The sequence below is a fragment of the Actinosynnema sp. NPDC004786 genome (assembly GCF_053601135.1).
In genome coordinates, this window is record NZ_JBSGBG010000032.1 from 87,929 (window position 1) to 105,389 (window position 17,461).

The 17,461-nt window shown below is 74.1% G+C and carries 14 protein-coding genes; 11 read left to right on the plus strand and 3 right to left on the minus strand.

From position 1 onward, the window contains the following. Position 1: 1 nt before the first annotated feature. A complete protein-coding gene (locus ACWEFJ_RS25955; protein WP_449715330.1) occupies positions 2-1,045 on the plus strand; it encodes an SIS domain-containing protein in 1,044 nt (347 codons plus the stop codon). Between the two features lie 207 nt (positions 1,046-1,252). Here ACWEFJ_RS25955 and nagA read toward each other — a convergent pair whose 3' ends face one another. Continuing rightward, entirely contained in the window at positions 1,253-2,446 is a 1,194-nt protein-coding gene (nagA, locus tag ACWEFJ_RS25960) for an N-acetylglucosamine-6-phosphate deacetylase (RefSeq protein WP_378083791.1), read from the minus strand. Between the two features lie 193 nt (positions 2,447-2,639). Here nagA and ACWEFJ_RS25965 point away from each other — a divergent pair, with 193 nt between their 5' ends. Next, the gene (locus ACWEFJ_RS25965) at positions 2,640-3,314 is read left to right on the plus strand and encodes a FadR/GntR family transcriptional regulator (protein WP_378083793.1); all 675 of its coding nucleotides are present in this window, start codon (positions 2,640-2,642) and stop codon (positions 3,312-3,314) included. Positions 3,315-3,450: 136 nt separating this feature from the next. Here ACWEFJ_RS25965 and ACWEFJ_RS25970 read toward each other — a convergent pair whose 3' ends face one another. Further along, positions 3,451-4,200: an SDR family NAD(P)-dependent oxidoreductase gene (locus ACWEFJ_RS25970; RefSeq protein WP_449715331.1), complete on the minus strand. Its 750-nt coding sequence runs from the start codon at positions 4,198-4,200 to the stop codon at positions 3,451-3,453. A 250-nt stretch (positions 4,201-4,450) separates the two neighbouring features. Here ACWEFJ_RS25970 and ACWEFJ_RS25975 point away from each other — a divergent pair, with 250 nt between their 5' ends. After that, positions 4,451-7,660 carry a S8 family serine peptidase gene (locus tag ACWEFJ_RS25975; protein WP_449715332.1) on the plus strand — a complete coding sequence of 1,070 codons (3,210 nt, stop codon included), beginning with the start codon at positions 4,451-4,453 and terminating at the stop codon, positions 7,658-7,660. Between the two features lie 80 nt (positions 7,661-7,740). Further along, positions 7,741-8,670, plus strand: a complete 930-nt coding sequence (locus ACWEFJ_RS25980) for an N-acetylglucosamine kinase (protein ID WP_449715333.1) — start codon at positions 7,741-7,743, stop codon at positions 8,668-8,670. Positions 8,671-8,845: 175 nt separating this feature from the next. Here the strand turns inward: ACWEFJ_RS25980 and ACWEFJ_RS25985 are convergent, their stop codons facing one another. Further along, positions 8,846-9,481: a DUF3159 domain-containing protein gene (locus tag ACWEFJ_RS25985; RefSeq protein ID WP_378083800.1), complete on the minus strand. Its 636-nt coding sequence runs from the start codon at positions 9,479-9,481 to the stop codon at positions 8,846-8,848. A 125-nt stretch (positions 9,482-9,606) separates the two neighbouring features. Between ACWEFJ_RS25985 and ACWEFJ_RS25990 the strand changes: the two genes are divergently transcribed. From ACWEFJ_RS25990 to ACWEFJ_RS26020, 7 genes are all read left to right on the plus strand, one after another. Then, a complete protein-coding gene (locus tag ACWEFJ_RS25990) occupies positions 9,607-10,830 on the plus strand; it encodes an ROK family transcriptional regulator (RefSeq protein ID WP_449715334.1) in 1,224 nt (407 codons plus the stop codon). Positions 10,831-10,840: 10 nt separating this feature from the next. Further along, entirely contained in the window at positions 10,841-12,169 is a 1,329-nt protein-coding gene (locus ACWEFJ_RS25995; protein ID WP_378083802.1) for an ABC transporter substrate-binding protein, read from the plus strand. 2 nt (positions 12,170-12,171) lie between these two features. Continuing rightward, positions 12,172-13,152: a carbohydrate ABC transporter permease gene (locus tag ACWEFJ_RS26000; RefSeq protein WP_449715335.1), complete on the plus strand. Its 981-nt coding sequence runs from the start codon at positions 12,172-12,174 to the stop codon at positions 13,150-13,152. Beyond that, on the plus strand, positions 13,149-14,006 hold the full coding sequence (locus tag ACWEFJ_RS26005; protein WP_378083807.1) for a carbohydrate ABC transporter permease: 858 nt from the start codon (positions 13,149-13,151) through the stop codon (positions 14,004-14,006). The genes ACWEFJ_RS26000 and ACWEFJ_RS26005 overlap by 4 nt, the downstream gene beginning before the upstream one ends. Beyond that, positions 14,003-15,274: a 6-phospho-beta-glucosidase gene (locus tag ACWEFJ_RS26010; protein ID WP_378083808.1), complete on the plus strand. Its 1,272-nt coding sequence runs from the start codon at positions 14,003-14,005 to the stop codon at positions 15,272-15,274. Before ACWEFJ_RS26005 ends, ACWEFJ_RS26010 begins: the two co-directional genes overlap by 4 nt. Continuing rightward, positions 15,271-16,254 (plus strand): N-acetylglucosamine kinase, encoded by a 984-nt coding sequence (locus ACWEFJ_RS26015; RefSeq protein ID WP_449715336.1) that lies wholly within the window; start codon positions 15,271-15,273, stop codon positions 16,252-16,254. The genes ACWEFJ_RS26010 and ACWEFJ_RS26015 overlap by 4 nt, the downstream gene beginning before the upstream one ends. A gap of 292 nt (positions 16,255-16,546) precedes the next feature. Further along, positions 16,547-17,311 carry an SGNH/GDSL hydrolase family protein gene (locus ACWEFJ_RS26020; protein ID WP_378083811.1) on the plus strand — a complete coding sequence of 255 codons (765 nt, stop codon included), beginning with the start codon at positions 16,547-16,549 and terminating at the stop codon, positions 17,309-17,311. Positions 17,312-17,461 lie beyond the last annotated feature (150 nt).

Genomic DNA, 17,461 nt, shown 5'->3' on the forward strand with positions numbered 1-17,461 from the left:
GATGACCGACCACCAGCCCGGCAGGCACATGGCGGCCGAGATCGGCCAGCAGCCCGGCATCTTCGCCGACCTCCACGCGCGGCGGGACGCCATCGCGGCGGTCGCCTCGGTGATCGCCGAGCGGCGGCCGCGGTTCGTGCTGCTGGCGGCGCGCGGGTCCAGCGACCACGCGGCGCTGTACGCCAAGTACCTGACCGAGGTGCTGCTGGAGCTGCCCGCCGGGCTGGTGTCGCCGTCCACGACCACGCTGTACGGCGCGCAACCCGACCTGCGGGACGTGCTGGTGGTCGCGGTGTCGCAGTCGGGCGGGTCGCCGGACCTGCTGGAGGTCACCGAGTCGGCGCGGGCGCGGGGCGCGCTCACGGTCGCGGTGACCAACACGGCGTCGTCGCCGCTGAACGGGGCGGCGGAGCTGTCGGTGGACGTCGGCGCGGGCGTGGAGCGCGCGGTGGCGGCCACCAAGACGTACTCGGCCACGCTGCTGGCGCTGTACCTGCTGGTGGACGCGATCCGGGGCGGTGACGGGTCGGCCGCGGCGCGGCTGGGCGAGCTGGCCCAGTCGACGCTGGACGGGTCGGAGGAGGCCGTGGCGGAGGCCGTGCGGCGGTACCGGTTCGTGGACCGGGTGCTGACGACCGGGCGCGGCTACTCGCTGCCGACGGCGTTGGAGTCGGCGTTGAAGCTGGCCGAGACGTCCTACCTGGCGGCGCGGGCGTACAGCGGGGCGGACCTGCTGCACGGGCCCGTGGCGGCGGTGGACGCGGAGACCGCGGTGCTGGCCGTGACGAGCGCGGGCAAGGGCGGTGACGCGCTGCGCGACGTGCTGGACGTGGTGCACGGGCGGGGCGCGGACGTGCTCGCGGTGGGTTCGGCGGCGGGCGGGGTGCCCGCCGCGCTGCGGATCCCGGTCGCGGAGACCGCCGAGGAGGTCGCCCCGATCCTGGAGATCCTGCCGGTCCAGCGCCTGGCCCACGGCCTCGCGCTGGCCCGCGGCGGCGACCCCGACAGCCCGCGCGGCCTGAACAAGGTCACCAAAACCCGCTGACCCCCGCGTGTCCTACCTCCGGGACGCGAGTGTCCTACCTCCGGAACGCGAGTGTCCTACGTTCGGAACGCGAGAGTCCTACGTTCGCGTCGCGCGTGTCGTACGTTCGCGTCGCGTGTGTCGTACGTTCGGGACACCCGAGTTCAACGCTCGGAACACGCGAAAGGCCCGAGGGGGTGCACCCCTCGGGCCTTTTCGTCGGTGCGGCTACTGGCCCGCGGCGGCCAGGCCGACCGGGGCGTCCTGGTACGCGGCGTCGAACACGACCTCGCCGTCGACCCAGACCTTGCGCGGCCGCAGGTCGTCGTCCCACCAGACGAGATCGGCCACGGCCCCGACCTCCAACCGGCCCAACGTCGGCTCGCCGATCACGTCGGCCGGGACGATGGTCGCCGACGCCAGGGCGTCCGCCGGGTCCACGCCCACCGACACGATGTTGCGCACGGCCCGGTCCAGGGTCAGCGCGCTGCCCGCGATCGTGCCCTCCGGCGACCGCGGCACGCCGTCCTCGGTCAGCAGCACGTCCGCGCCGCCGAGCTGGTACCGGCCGGGCGGCATGCCGGCGGCCGCCACGGCGTCCGTGACCAGCGCGACCCGGTGGCCGGCGGCGTTGAACACGAGCCGGCAGACGTCCGGGCCGACGTGCGCCAGGTCCGCGATCAGGCCCAACGTGAACCGGTCGTCCACCAGCGCCACGCCGGGCACGCCCGGCTCGCGGTGCCCCAGCGGGCGCTGCGCGTTGAACAGGTGCGTCACCATGCGCGCGCCCGCCTCGGCGGCCGCACGGGTCTGCTCGCCCGTCGCGTCGCTGTGCCCGACCGCGACCAGCACGCCCGCCGCCGCCAGCCTGCGCACGGCCTCCATGCCGCCCGGCTGCTCGGGCGCGAGCGTCACCATGCGCAGCGCGCGGCGCAGCACCTCGTCGTCCAGCAGCACGTCGATCTCGGCCGGCCCCGGCGGCACCATCAGCGCCGGGTCGTGCACGCCCGCGCGTTTCGGCGACAGGAACGGCCCCTCCAGGTGCACGCCCAGCGGCTTGGCGCCCGCGCCCTCCGGCAGGGTCGCCGACGCCGCCAGCACGGCGTGCGCCTGGCGCACGGCGACCGGCACCGGCGCGGTGATCAACGTCGGCAGGAACCGGGTCACCCCCGTTCGTGGGAGCGCTCTCGCGACCGCGGCCATGCCCTCGGGGTCCACCTCGGCGAAGTCGACGCCGACCGCCCCGTTGACCTGCACGTCCACCAGGCCCGGGGTGAGCAGGCCGTCGGTCAGCACCTCGGCGCCGTCGGGCGGTGAGCCCGCGACGACCTCCACGATCCGGCCTGCCCGCAACCTCAGGCTGACGGGACCGGTGATGGTCCGACCGAGCAGTGCTCGCGGAGCTGCGACAACCGTGTCCAAGGTCCCTCCTCAAATGGTCCAGACCATTATGGCCGGAAGTGGCGGACGCCGTCACGTGTGGTTATAAGATAACCGAATAGACTAGCGTTGGGTGAATGTTTCGCCGCACGGCGAGGGCTGCCGCGCGGCGTTCCGGCGTGGCCCATACTTGGCGTCAGACATCCGAGGTCTAGCTGACGAGTCGAGGACCGCCGTGGCAGTTACCGACGACGCGATCCTGCGCGTCAAGGAGATGATCGTCTCGGGCGAGCTGAAGCCGGGCGACCGGCTGCCGCGCGAGGCGGACCTCGCCGAGCGGCTCGGCCTGTCGCGGAACTCGCTGCGTGAGGCGGTCAAGGCGTTGTCGCTGGTCAGGGTGTTGGACGTGCGGCAGGGCGACGGGACGTACGTGTCCAGCCTGCGGGCCGACGACCTGCTCGGCGCGCTGTCGTTCGTGCTCGACCTGCACCGGGGCGAGGACTCCGTGCTGGAGGTCCTGCAGGTGCGGCGCATCCTCGAACCGGCCGCCGCGGCGATGGCGGCGCAGCGCGTCGGGGCCGAGGAGGTGGCGGCGTTGCGGGCGCTGTGCGACGCGGCCGAGTCGGCCCGGTCGGTGGAGGAGCTGGTCGAGCACGACCTGGCGTTCCACCGCGCCATCGCCCAGGGGTCGGGCAACGCCTACCTCGCCCGGCTGCTCGACACCCTCGCCGGCCCGACCGTGCGGGTGCGCATCTGGCGTGGCATCACGCAGGGCGGCGCGGTGGACCGGACCGTTGCCGAGCACCGCGCCATCGTCGACGCCCTGGCCGCCCACCAGCCCGAACTCGCCCGCTCGTGGTCGACGGTGCACGTGGCCGGGGTCGAGCAGTGGCTCTCCGACCTGGCCTGACCGTTCCGAGCGTGGAATTCGGGTGTCCTGGACGTAGGACTCACGCGACGCGAACGTACGACTCACGCGTCCTGAACGTAGGACTCACGCGACGCGAACGTAGGACACGCGCGTTCTGGGGGTAGGACACGCGGGGTTAGGGGCGGGGGCGCAGGCGCAGGCCGTGCATGCCGCCGTCGACGGCCAGGACGGTGCCGGTGGTGGAGCCGGACAGCGGGCCCGCCAGGTAGGCGATCGCGCCCGCGACCTCGTCCGCCGAGACCAGCCGCCCGTGCGGCTGCCGCGCCTCCAGGGCGGCCCGCTCGGCGGCCGGGTCCGGGGCGGAGTCGAGCAGCCGGCCGATCCACGGCGTGTCCGCCGTGCCGGGCGCGACCGCGTTCACCCGGATGCCCTCGCGCACGTGGTCCGCGGCCATGGCCCGCGTCAACGCGTGCACCGCCCCCTTGCTCGCCGAGTACAGCGCCCGCTGCGGCAACCCCGCCCACGCCGCGATGGAACCCGTGTTCACGATCGCCGCCGACGGCGAGCGCCGCAGGTGCGGCAGCGCGGCACGGGCCACCCGCGCCATGCCGAGCACGTTCACGTCCAGCACCCGCCGCCACTCCTCGTCCGGGTTCGCGGTCACGTCGCCCTGCGCGCCGACGCCCGCGTTGTTCACCAGCACGTCGAGCCGGCCGAACCGCCCGACCACCTCGTCCACCGCGGCCCGCACCGACGCGTCGTCGGTCACGTCCGCCCGGATCCCGTGCACCGGCGGGTCGACCCGCGGCTCCAGGTCGAGCGCCACCGCGGTCGCGCCCCGCGCCGCCAGCAGCCGCGCCGTCGCCAGGCCGATGCCCGACGCGCCGCCCGTCACCACCGCGACCAGTCCCTCGAACTCGCCCACCGCTCCTCCTCCAGCTCGCGTCCACCCGGACCGTCGGTCCGCCACGTCCCCCGCCGTCACCCGGCCGGAGGACCGTGAACCGGTTCGGGTCGCGGACCCGCCCGGCCACCGAGAAGATCATGTTCCGGCGGAGGCGGCCGTGGCGAGCGGCGGCACGGGTGACTCCCGCGGCCGGTCGGCGCCCCGGGTGCGCAGCGCTCCGCCGGCCCCCGTCCAGGGGTCCGATGATCCCCGTCCCCGAAGGGTCGCGATGAACCACCACCGCGCGGTGCGGGCCTCCGCCACCGCCGCCGCGCTGCTCGGCGCGCTCCTCGTCGGCAGCCCCGCGTCGGCCGACCCGCACGCCGAGCCGCTGCCGCCGAACCGCACGGACCACCGCACGGGCACGGGCTCGTCCGAACGGGTCGGCGCGGCCCTGGCGCGGGCCGAAGGTCCGATCACGGCGTTCGTCGAGCTGGCCACGATCCCGGCCGCCGAGGCGTACGGGGCGCAGAAGGCGCGCGGCGTGGGCGACCCGGTGGCGGCGGCCCGGTCGGCGCGGCTGCTCGCGGACGCGCAGGCGGACCGGGTGGTGCGGGCGTTGCTCGGCAGGGACGCGGGCGCGCGCCGCGTCGCGTCGACCCGCAACGCGGTGCCCGGCGTGGTGGTGACCGCCGACGCGGCGAGCCTGCGCGAGCTGGCCGCGCTGCCCGAGGTCAGGACCGTCCGGCCGACCGTGTCGAAGCACGTCGCCAACGCGGGCGCGGTCGGGCTGACGCGGGCCTCCCGGGTCTGGCAGGACACCGGCCGCCTCGGCGACGGGCTGCGCATCGGCATCGTGGACACCGGCGTCGACTACACGCACGCCGACTTCGGCGGCCCCGGCACCACCGCCGCCTACGAGGCCGTCGACCGCACCGCGCCGTGGACGCCGACCGCGAAGGTCGTCGGCGGCCACGACTTCGCGGGCGACGCCTACGACTCGGACCGGCCGGAGCACGCCGTGCCCGTGCCCGACCCGAACCCGATGGACTGCCACGGCCACGGCACGCACGTCGCCGGCACCGCCGCCGGGTACGGCGAGAACGCCGACGGCACCACGTTCGACGGCGACTACTCCGCGTTGACGCCCGAGGCGTTGACCGGCCTGGGGATCGGGCCCGGCGTCGCGCCGAAGGCGTCGCTGTACGCGTTGAAGGTGTTCGGCTGCACCGGCGCCACCGCGCTCGTCGGCCCCGCGCTGGACTGGGCGCTCGACCCGAACGGCGACGGCGACTTCGGCGACCGCCTCGACGTGGTCAACCTGTCGCTCGGCGGCGACTTCGGCGGCCAGGACGACCCGGACAGCCTGTTCGTGCGCAAGGTCGTGGAGCACGGCGTGGTCGTGGTCGCGTCCGCGGGCAACGGCGGGGACTTCTACGACGTCGGCGGGTCGCCCGCGAACACGCCCGAGGCGCTGGCCGTGGCCAACACGCGGGACGCGTTCTCGGTGCTCGACGGCGTCGAGGTCGGCGGCGAGGCCCGGCCCGGCCAGTACAGCCGCGACTACACCGGCTACCCCGCGCTGGACCTGGAGCGGCCGGTCGTGCCCGTGTCGGACCCGGCGAACCTCGACGGCTGCGCCCCGATCGCGGACGACCTCGCGGGCCGGTTCGTGTGGCTGGAGTGGGACGAGGACGACGCCACCCGCGCGTGCGGGTCGGCCGTGCGGACCGACAACGCCCAGGCGGCCGGCGCGGAGGGCGTGCTGCTCACCGCGACCGGCGGGACGTTCAAGGCGGCCATCGCGGGCAACGCGGGCATCCCGGTGTTCCAGTTCACCCGGGCCTCGACCGAGGCGGTGCGGCCCGCGCTGGCCGACGGCACGCTCCGGGTGCGGATGCTCGGCTCGCTGCGCTCGTCCGTGCCCACGATGACGCCGAACCTCGCCGACACGATGACGCCGACCTCGTCGCGCGGGTCGCGCGGCCGTTCGGCGGCCAAGCCGGACGTGGCCGCCCCCGGCGACACGATCGTGTCCGCGGACTTCGGCACCGGCACGGGGTCGCTGGGCATGGGCGGCACGTCGATGTCCGCGCCGCACGTGGCCGGCATCGCCGCGCTCGTGCGCGAGGCGCACCCGGAGTGGACGGTCGAGGAGGTCAAGGCGGCGATCATGAACACCGCGTCCGGCGAGGTGACCGACGGCGACGACCACACCACCGGCACGCCCGAAGCGCCCATGCGGGTCGGCGCGGGCCGGGTCGACGCGCTCGACGCGGTCGGCGTGGACCTGCTCGCGATGGTGGCCGACGACCCCGGCGTGGTGGGCGTGTCGTTCGGGCCGGTCGAGGCCGGGTCGCCGCTCACCGCGCGCAAGACGGTGAAGGTGGTCAACAAGTCGTCCCGGGTCCGGACCGCGGCGGTGCGCTACGAGGCGGCGACCACCGTGCCCGGCGCGGAGGTCGAGGTGTGGCCGCCGACGCTGGTCGTGCCGCCGGGCGGGACGCGCACGGTGGACGTGACGCTGACCGTCACGCCCGACCGGCTGCGGAAGGTGGCCGACCCGACGGTGGAGAAGCGGCACGCGGGCGTGGCGCGGCAGTTCCTGGCCGAGACGTCGGGACGGGTGCTGGTGCGGTCGGGCGACCTGGTCGTGCGGGTGCCGGTGTACGCCGCGCCGAAACCGGTCGCCGACGTGGAGGCGGTCGACCGGGGCGACGGCACGCTGGTGCTGGAGGGACGCGCGCTGGACCAGGGCGAGGGGGACGAGGCGTACCGGTCGCTGGTGAGCGCGGTCGAGCTGCACGGCTCCAGCCCCGAGCTGCCCGACTGCGCGGGCGACGTGCAGGCCGGGTGCGCCGTCACCGCGTCGGCCCGGGGTGGCGACCTGCGGCACGTCGGCGCGGCGGCGGCGGACGGGATGCTCGCGTTCGGCGTGGCGACCTGGCGGAACTGGGTGACGCTCGGCATCGCCACCAGCCCGGAGGTCCGGGTCGACACCGACCTCGACGGCGCGCACGACTACGTGGTGCAGGCGGTGAAGCCGACCTCGGGCGGCGTCGTGACGGCGGACGTGTGGCTCGCGCGGACCGTGCGGGTGGCCGACGGCGCGGTGGTGGACGAGCAGCCGCTGAACGGGCAGTACGGCGACGTCGACACGAACCTGATGGACAGCGACGTGGTCGTGCTGCCGGTGGCGTTGACCGCGTTGGGCATCGACCCGGCGGCGGGCTCCGCGCCCCTGGCGTACAGCGTCGTGACGACCGGGAACTACCCCGCGCCGGGGAACGCGGAGGAGGTCGTGGACCGGCTCGACGGGCTGCCGGCGTTCGACCCGCTGCGGCCGGGGCTCGCGGTCGAGGGCCCGGTGTCGTTCGTGGCGCGGGAGGGGGCGGTGCTGCGGGTGCGGCGCGGCGACGGTGCGGCGGCGGGCAGCCTGCTCCTGCTGCACCACCACAACGCGTCGGGCGACCGGGTCCAGGTGCTCGCTCCGCGCTGATCGCCGGTCACCGAGAGCCAGGTCCGGCTCAACCCGGTTGGGTGTGCCGGACCCGGTGCGTGCTGGGCATACTCGGGCGAATGGGTTTCGTGGTTGGTCTGGACGCGGGCGGCACCAGCACCCGCGCGCTGGTGCTCGACCTGGACGGCAGCCGCCTGGGCGCGGGCGTGGCGGGCGGGGCGAACCCCAACTCGCACCCGCCGGAGGTGGCCGCCGCGCACGTGCGGCAGGCGTTGACGGCGGCGTTGGACGGGTTGGACCCGGCGAAGGTCGAGTCCGGGGTGCTGGGCATGGCGGGGTCGAGCAAGCTGACCGACCCGGCGGTGGCGGCGTTGTTCGAGGCGGCGTGGAGCGGTGCGGGGCTGCGGTGCCCGCTGCGGGTGATCACGGACTGCGAGGCGGCGTTCGCGACCGGGACGGCGTCGCCCGACGGCACCGTGCTGGTGGCCGGGACGGGGTCGATCGCGGCCCGGATCGAGCACCACGAGCTGGTGTCGACGGCGGGCGGGTACGGGTGGCTGCTCGGTGACGAGGGGTCGGCGTTCTGGCTGGGCCGGGAGGCGGTGCGGGCGACGCTGGCCGCGTTGGAGCGGGACGGGCTGGACGAGATGACGACCGCGGTGCTGGCGCGTGCCGCGATCCCGGACCTGCCGCGCCGTGAGCGGTGGCGTCGGCTGATCACCGTGGCGAACGAGGCGGCTCCGATCGCGTTGGCCGCGTACGCGCCGCTCGTGACGGCGCACGCGACCGCGCCGTCGGCCGAGCGGATCGTCACGTCGGCCGTGCGCGTGCTGGCGGACCTGGCGGAGGCCGCGCGGCCGGCCGACGACCACGCGCCCGTCGTGCTGATGGGCAGCCTGGTCCACGCCAACCCCCTGGGCACGCGGCTGCGCGCCGAACTGGCCGCCCGCACCCGTGCGCCGATCCACGTCGCCACCGAGGGCGCGGCCGGCGCCGCCTGGCTGGCCGCCGTGAAGATCCTGGGCGACCGCGCCCCCCGCCCCACCTAACCCCCACGCGTGTCCTACACCGGGAACGCGCGTGTCCTACGTTCCGGTACCCCGAGTTGAACGCTCGGAACAGCGTCGGCTGCGGCGTTGCCCGGCGTCAGCCGTTCCGAATGGTCAACTCGGGTGTTCCCGACGTAGGACACGCGCGTTCCGGACGTAGGACACGCGCGGTTGGTCAGGGGGTTCGAGGGTGGCGGAGGCCCGGGTGGGTGGAGGGGAGGGTGCGGCGGAGGACCCACCAGCTCACGGCGACGCACGCGACCTGGAGCGGCCAGGTCAGGGCGGCGCGCATGATGCCCAGCAGGACGACCTCGCCGGCCAGCCACAGCGCGCCGAACACGAGGACGCGCAGCACGTACTGGCCCACCCACGGCCAGGACGCGTAGCGGTACGCGCGCAGCAGGTCCGGGTCACGCCGCCAGCGGAACTTCTGGCCCGTGAGCAGGCCCACCACGACGCCCAGCAACGGCCAGCGGACCACGATGGACGCCGCCCACACCAGCGCGGACGCGGCGTTCAGGAAGATCTGCAGCAGGAAGAAGTCCTCGGCGCGGCCGGTCTGCAGGGCGATGTACGCGGCCAGCACGACCAGGGCCACCGACACCAGGAGCGCCCGCGGCCGACCGCCGCGCAGCACCCGCACCACGCCCGCCACCACGCCCGTGCCGACGGCCGCCGCCGCTCCCACAGCCACGGAGTGCCCGCCCAGCAGCCACCCCAGCACGAACGCCAACGGCGGCAGCGAAGCGTCCAGCGCACCGCCCCGCCCGCCCAGCAGGGCCCCCAGCGACTCCTGACGCGTGTCGGTCATGCCTCCAGGGTGCCTTAGGTCAACCTAACCCAGGTAACGGACCCGTCTCGGCCCATTGACGCGCGTGAGCCCCGTCACTACCGTCGCCACGAAATCGTCTGGAAAGTTAACAGACAGGAGTGCCGATGCGAGCCGGGAGCCCGAGGCTGCTGCGCGAGATCAACGACCGCGCCGCCATCGAGGCGCTGCTCCGCAACGGCCCGCTGACCAGGGCCGAGCTGGAGGGCCTGATCGGACTGTCCAAACCGGCGACCGCCCAGCTCCTGACCCGCCTGGAGGAGGAGGGCACGGTCCTGCGCGACGGTCTGCGCGGCGGCGGACGCGGTCCGCGGGCGCAGCTGTGGACCGTCAACGGCGCGCTGGCCCACGTCGCCGCGATCGACCTCACCCCCGACGCGGTCGACATCGCCATCGCCGACATCTCCGGCACCACCCTGACCGAGCACCGCGCGCCCATGCCGAGGACCGACGTGCTGGACGCGTTCCACGGCGCGGTCACGAAGGCCGCCGCCCAGGCGGGCCTCACGCCCGACGCCCTGCACCACGTCGTCGTCGGCAGCCCCGGCGCGGTGGACCCGGCGACCGGCCGGCTCAACTACGCGCCCCACATGCCCGGCTGGGCGGACAAGGACATCCCCGAGGAGCTGGCCGCCCTCCTCGACACCTCCGTCACGGTCGAGAACGACGTCAACCTCGTGGCGCTGGAGGAGATGGTCGCCGGCCGGGCCGTCGGGGTGAAGGACTTCGTGCTGCTCTGGCCCGCGGACGCGGTGGGCGCGGCCGTCGTCGTCAACGGCGTGCTGCTGCGCGGCGCGACCGGCGGCGCGGGCGAGATCGACGCCATGCGGGTGCCCGACCACGCCCACGCCGACACGGGCACCGACCGCGCCGGCAGCCGGTACGGCGACCTGCTCGACAGCCCCGGCATCGCCCGCCTGGCCCGCGCGCACGGCGTGTCCGCGCGCACCGGGCAGGCCGCCGTGGAGAAGGCGCTCGGCGAGGGCCGCGCCGGTCGGGAGTTCCTGGTCGACCTGGCCCGCCGCATCGCGACCGGCGTGGCCAACGTGGTCGCCGTGCTCGACCCCGAGCTGGTGCTGCTGTCCGGCGGGATCGCGCAGGCCGGCGGCACGGCGCTGGCCGACCTCGTCGCGGCCGAGCTGCGCCGCCTGGTGGTGCCCCGCACCCCCGTCCAACTCGCCCTGGTGACCGGGAAGCCGGTGCGCTCCGGCGCGCTGCACGCCGCGCTGTCGGTCGTCAGGGAGCAGGTGTTCGGTCTGCCCGCCGCCACGACCGAACCGTTCCGCGGCCCGCGTCGCCAGGACGCGACCGCATCGGGCACGTCGAGATGAAGGAGAGCACATGCGCCGGTTCCACCGCGCAGCGTTGCTGGTCGTGGCCGCGGCGGTGTCCCTCACCGCTTGCGCGGCGGGCTCCGGCCGGACCACCGGGCAGTCCGGGCCCGCGGCGGCCCCGGGCCGGGACGACGCGTTCACCCTGACCGTCTGGAGCAACTTCTCCGGCCGCGAGCAGGCCGAGGTCACCAAGGCCCTGGAGAGCTTCAAGGCGAAGTTCCCCAACGCCGAGATCAGGCACGAGGGCAGCCAGGACGACGACAAGATCACCGCGGGCATCCGCGGCGGCAACCCGCCGGACGTGGCCCTGTCGTTCACCACCGACAACATCGGCCAGTTCTGCTCCAGCGGCTCGTTCCAGGACCTCAAGCCCTACGTCGAGCGGGACGGGGTGGACCTCGGGCAGATCACCGACGCGGTGCGCTCCTACACCGAGCACAAGGGCGTCCGCTGCGCGATGCCGCTGCTCAGCGACGTGTACGGGCTGTACTACAACAAGGACATGCTCGCCGAGGCGGGCATCACCGAGCCGCCGCGCACCACGGCCGAGCTGCTGGACTTCGCCAAGCGCACCACCAAGCGCGCCCCGGACGGCTCGATCGAGGTCGCGGGCTTCCTGCCCAGCATGCCGTTCTACGCGAACAACCCGCAGATCTGGGCCCCGCACTTCGGCGCGAAGTGGGAGGCCGCGAACGGCAAGTCGGGGCTCGCGAGCCCCGAGTGGGCCGAGATGCTGCGGTTCCAGAAGGAGCTGGTGGACTTCTACGGCTACGACGCGCTGGAGCGGTTCCGCGCGGGGCTGGGCCAGCAGTACTCCACCGACCACGCGTTCCACCGGCGCAAGATCGCCATGATGATCGACGGCGAGTACCGCACCGCGTTCCTGCGGGACCAGGCGCCGGACGTGCGGTTCGGCACCGCGCCGTTCCCGACGAGCAAGCCGGAGCTGTACGGCGCGGGCTTCACCGCCGGGACGATCATGGGCATCCCGAAGGGCGCGAAGAACCCCGGCGCGGCGTGGGAGCTGATCAAGCACATGTCGTTCGACACGGGGACGATCGTCGCCCTCGCCAACGGCATCAAGAACATCCCCAGCACGAAGGCCGCGCTGGCCGACCCGCGCCTGGAGGTGGACGAGAACTTCAGGACGTTCATCGACCTGGCGACCTCGGGCAAGCTCCAGGGCAACCCGGTCACGCCCATCGGCGACGCGCACATCAAGGCGATCGGCGACTTCGCCACGTCCTGGCAGGCGGGCAAGGTGCCCGACCTGATGGCGGGGCTGGCCGAGGTCGACCGGCAGATCGACGACCAGATCGCGAAGAGCGGCAAGTAGGGATGACGGCCACGCTGGAGCGCGTGGACGCGGCGCGGACCGCCCCGGCCAGGGGGCGGTCCCGCGCCCGCGCCCGTCACCGCCTGACCGTGCTGGCGTTCCTGGCGCCCGCGGGCCTGGGGTTCGCCCTGTTCTTCGGCTACCCGCTGGTCGCCACGATCGGGTTCTCGTTCACCCGGTACGACCTGATCAACCCGCCGGAGTGGGTCGGCTGGGAGAACTACGCCTACATGGTCTCCGACAAGCTGTTCCGCACGGCGGTCTACAACACGCTGTGGTTCGTCGTGGTGCTGACCGCGGCCCGCGTGGCGTTCGCGCTGGGCGTGGCGTCGGTGATCGCCCGGCTGAGGTCGGGCGTCGGGTTGGTGCGCACCCTGTGCTACCTGCCCTCGCTGGCCCCGCCGGTGGCCGCGACGCTGGTGTTCTTCCTGGTCCTGCGGCCGAACGAAGGACCGCTGGACGCGTTCCTCGGCTGGTTCGGCGTCGAGGGGCCGCTGTGGTTCGCCGACCCGGCGTGGGCCAAGCCGGGGATCGCGGCGGTGGTGCTGTGGGTGTCCGGCGACCTGATGATCATCATCCTGGCGGCGGTCCTGGACGTGCCGCGGGAGCGCTACGAGGCGGCCGAGCTGGACGGCGCGGGCCCGCTGCGGCGGTGGTGGCACATCACGCTGCCGACGATCTCGCCGGTGCTGGTGTTCGGCGTGGTGAACTCGATCATCCTGGCGCTGCAGCTGTTCACGCAGGCCGTGGTGGCCGGGTCGGCGGCCAGCGGGTCGGCCGACGTGACCGGGTCGACCAAGGTGCTGGGCTACCCGGAGAACTCGACGCTGACGTTCCCGATGTGGCTCTACACGCAGGGCTTCCGGTACTTCGACATGGGCTACGCGGCGGCGATGGCGACGGTGCTGTTCGTGGTGTCGTTCGCGGCGACCGCGTTGCTGGTGCAGCGGATGCGCAAGGCCACGCACCAGGAGGAGTCGTGACGGCGACCGCGGCCGCGCGCCGGCCGGTCGACTGGCGCAGGGGCCTGGACTGGGTCGCGGTGCACAGCCTGGGGCTGGCGCTCGGGCTGATGTTCGCGCTGCCGGTGGTGTTCGTGTTCCTGACCGCGGTCATGTCGGACGACCAGGCGTTCACCGAGGACCTGTGGCCCCGCGAGTGGCACTGGGGGAACTTCGTCGAGGTGTTCGACAAGGCCCCGCTGCTGACCTACCTGGGCAACAGCCTGCTGTACTCGCTGCTGGCCACGGCCGGGATGCTGGTGTCGTCCATCCCGGCCGCGTACGCGTTGGCCAAGCTGCGGTGGCGCGGCCGGAACGTGGTGTTCCTGCTGGTGGTGGGCGCGATGATGCTGCCGCCGCAGGTGGTGGCCGTGCCGCTGTACGACACGTGGTCGAGCCTGGGGCTGACCGGGACGCTGTGGCCGCTGATCGTGCCGTACTTCCTGTTCGACGCGTTCAGCGTGTTCCTGCTGCGGCAGTTCATCCTGACCATTCCGCAGTCCTATGTGGACGCGGCCCGGGTGGACGGCTGCACGGAGTTCCAGGCGCTGCTGCGGGTCGTGGTGCCGATGGCGCGGCCGGGCATCGCGGCGACCGCGCTGTTCTGCTTCCTGTACACGTGGAACGACTACTTCGGACCGCTGCTCTACACCAGCGAGCGGCCGGACCGGTGGACGCTGTCGCTGGCGCTGTCCTCGTTCAAGGGCATGCACCACGTGCAGTGGAACCTGGCCATGGCCGTCACGTTGCTGATCATGCTCCCGGCGGTGGCGCTGTTCGCGTTCGCGCAGCGCTCCTTCGTCCGGGGCATCACGTTCACGGGGGTCAAGGGATGAAGCTCACCGTTGTCGGCGGCGGGTCGACGTACACGCCCGAGCTGGTCGACGGGATCGCGGGACGGCGGACCGACCTCGCCGTGGACGAGATCGCGCTGGTCGACCCGGACGCGGCGCGGCTGGAGGTGGTCGGCGCGTTCGCGCGCCGCCTGCTGGCGCACGCGGGCCACCCGGCCCGGGTGACGACCACCTCCGACCTGGACCGGGGCGTCGACGGGGCGGCCGCGGTGCTGGTGCAGCTCAGGGTGGGCGGCCAGGCGGCGCGGGCGTCGGACGAGACGTTCCCGCTCGCGTGCGACTGCGTCGGGCAGGAGACGACGGGCGCGGGCGGGCTGGCCAAGGCGCTGCGCACGGTGCCGGTCGTGCTGGACATCGCCCGGCGGGTGCGGGAGGTGGCGGGCGACGACACGTGGATCGTGAACTTCACCAACCCGGTGGGGATCGTGACCCGGGCGCTGCTGGCCGACGGCCACCGGGCGGTCGGCCTCTGCAACGTGGCGATCACGTTCCAGCGGTGGACGTCGGCGCTGCTCGGCGTGGAGCCGGAGTCGGTGCGGCTGGAGCACGTCGGGCTCAACCACCTGACGTGGGAGACGGGCGTGTTCGTCGACGGCGTGGACCGGCTGCCCGAGCTGCTGGACCGGCACGCCGACGCGCTGGCCGGGCACATCGGCCTGCCCGCGTCGCTGATGCGGCGGTTGGGGATGGTGCCGTCGTACTACCTGAAGTACTTCTACGAGCACGACGAAGTGGTGCGGCGGCAGAAGACCGAGCCGCCGCGGGCCGAGGTGGTGGCCGGGGTGGAGAAGGAGCTGCTGGACCTGTACGCCGACGTGGGCGTCGTGACGAAGCCGGCGCAGCTCGCGCAGCGCGGTGGCGCGTACTACTCGGAGGCGGCCGTGCAGCTGGTGCACGCGTTGACCGGGGGCGCGGGGGCGGAGCAGCACGTGGTGAACGTGCGCAACGGCGGCACGCTGCCGTTCCTGCCGGCGGACGCGGTGATCGAGGCGCCGGCGGTGGTGGACGGCGGCGGCGCGACACCGCTGCCCGTGCCGCCCGTGCCGGCGTCGGTGTCCGGGCTGATCGCGCACGTGACGGCGTACGAGCACCTGGCGTTGGAGGCTGCGGTGCGCGGCGGGCGCGACCGGGTGGCCGACGCGTTGCTCGCCCACCCGCTGGTCGGGCAGCACGCGGTCGCCGAACGGCTGGCCGACGAGCTGGTGGCGCGCAACGCGGACTTCCTGCCGTGGGCGAAGGGGACGGTGTGACGGACCGGGTGCTCGCCGTGGATGGCGGGAACAGCAAGACGGCCATGGCGCTGGTCGACGTGGACGGCCGGGTGCTCGCGCAGGTGCGCGGGCCCGGCGCGTCCGCGCAGAACGTGGGGCTGGCGCGGAGCCTGGAGGTGTTCGACGGGCTGGTGCGCGACCTCGCGCGGCGGGCCGGGCTGGCCGCCGACGAGCCGGTCGCCGCGCACACCGCCGCGTACCTGGCCGGCGCGGACCTGCCCCGGGAGGAGGACGACCTGCGCGCGGCCATCGAGGCGCGGGGGTGGTCGGCCACGACCGTCGTCGGCAACGACACGTTCGCGCTGCTCCGGGCGGGCACGTCCGACGGGATCGGGGTGGCCGTGGTGTGCGGCGCGGGGATCAACTGCGTGGCGGTCGCGCCGGACGGGCGCACGCACCGGTTCCCGGCGCTGGGGCGGATCTCGGGCGACTGGGGCGGCGGCGGGCAGGTCGGGTCGGAGGCGTTGTGGCTCGCGGTGCGGGCCGAGGACGGGCGGGGCGAGCCGACGGCGTTGCTGGACGCGGTGCGCGCGCACTACGGCACGGCGACGGTGGCGGAGGCGGTCGAGCGGCTGCACCTCGGGCTGGTCGAGTTCGACCCGCACCCGCTGTGCCCGCTGCTGTTCCAGGTCGCGGCGGGCGGTGACGCGGTGGCGCGGTCGGTGGTGGACCGGCTCGTGGAGGAGGTGGTGCTCCTGGCGCGGGTGTCGCTGACGCGGTTGGGGCTGCTGGCCGAGCCGGTGGACGTGGTGCTCGGCGGCGGTGTGCTGACCGGGACGGGCGGGGTGGTGGTCGACGCGGTCGCGGCACGGCTGCGGGAGTCCGCACCCGCGGCGCGGGTGCGGGTGGTGGACGTGCCGCCGGTGGTGGGGGCGGCGTTGCTGGGGTTGGACGCGGTGGGCGCGGCGGCGGGGGCGGAGGCGCGGTTGCGGGGCGAGTGGGTGGCGGCGGTGGGGTGAGGGGGCGCGACGGTGGGGTGAGGCGTCGGCGACGGTGGGTGAGGGGGGAGGCGGTGGGGTGAGGGGGCGGAGGCGGGTTTCCGGGTGGCGTTGGTTTCGGTGAGGGGGTGGAGTGATCTGTGCCGCACCCGGCGGGGTGAAAGGCGGTGAATCACCCATTGCCGACACTGGTTCACACCACCGAGTGACACCTTGGTAACAGCGTCGCCAACCGACGGTGGCGTAGGGCGGAGTTGGCGTTGCATGCTGTCGTGCGCGGTCATGGGGGTGCCGCGTGGAGCGGAGGTAACGCATGGAGGGGCTGGACAGTTTCGTCGCGGTGGGGGACAGCTTCACCGAGGGCATGGACGACCCGGCGCCGAACGGCACCTACGTGGGGTGGGCGGACCGGCTGGCGGCGATGGTCTCGCAGCGGCAGAGCGGCTTCCGGTACGCCAACCTCGCGATCCGGGGCAAGATGCTCCAGGAGATCGTGGACGAGCAGGTGCCGCTCGCGGTGTCGCTCAGGCCGAAGCTCGTGACGCTGTGCGGTGGCGGCAACGACATCCTGGTGCCCGGCAGCGACCCGGACGCGTTGGCCGAGGTGTACGAGATCGCGGTGGCCGACCTGCGGGCGGCCGGCGCGGAGGTGCTCATCTTCACCGGGTTCGACCCGAAGCACACGCCGCTGCTGCGGTCGTTGCGCGGGAAGATCGCGATCTACAACAGCCACCTGTGGGCGGTGGCGGACCGGTACCACTGCAAGGTGGTCGACCTGTGGTCGATGACCGTGCTGCACGACCGGCGCGCGTGGAGCGAGGATCGGTTGCACCTGTCGCCCGAGGGGCACCGGCGGGTGGCGTTGCGGGCGGCCCAGGTGTTGGGGTTCGAGACGGAGGAGGCGTGGAACACCCCGTGGCCACCGTTGGCCGGTGAGGATTGGATGACGCAGCGGCGGCACGACCTGAAGTGGGCGCGGGAGCACGTGGTGCCGTGGATCGGGCGGCAGCTGCGCGGGGAGTCGATGGGGGACGGATTGCGGCCCAAGCGGCCGGAGTTGTTGCCGGTTTGCGAGTGAGGTTGGTCCGGGTTCGGGGGGCCGGGGTTCGGGGTGGTGACTCGGTGGTGCGGTCCGGCTCGATTTGACATGGGGCCCTTACGGGTACCCGGGGCAGGCCAAAGCCGGCAGGCCCGGCGGGGAAGAGCGTCCCGCCAGGCCTGCCGGCTT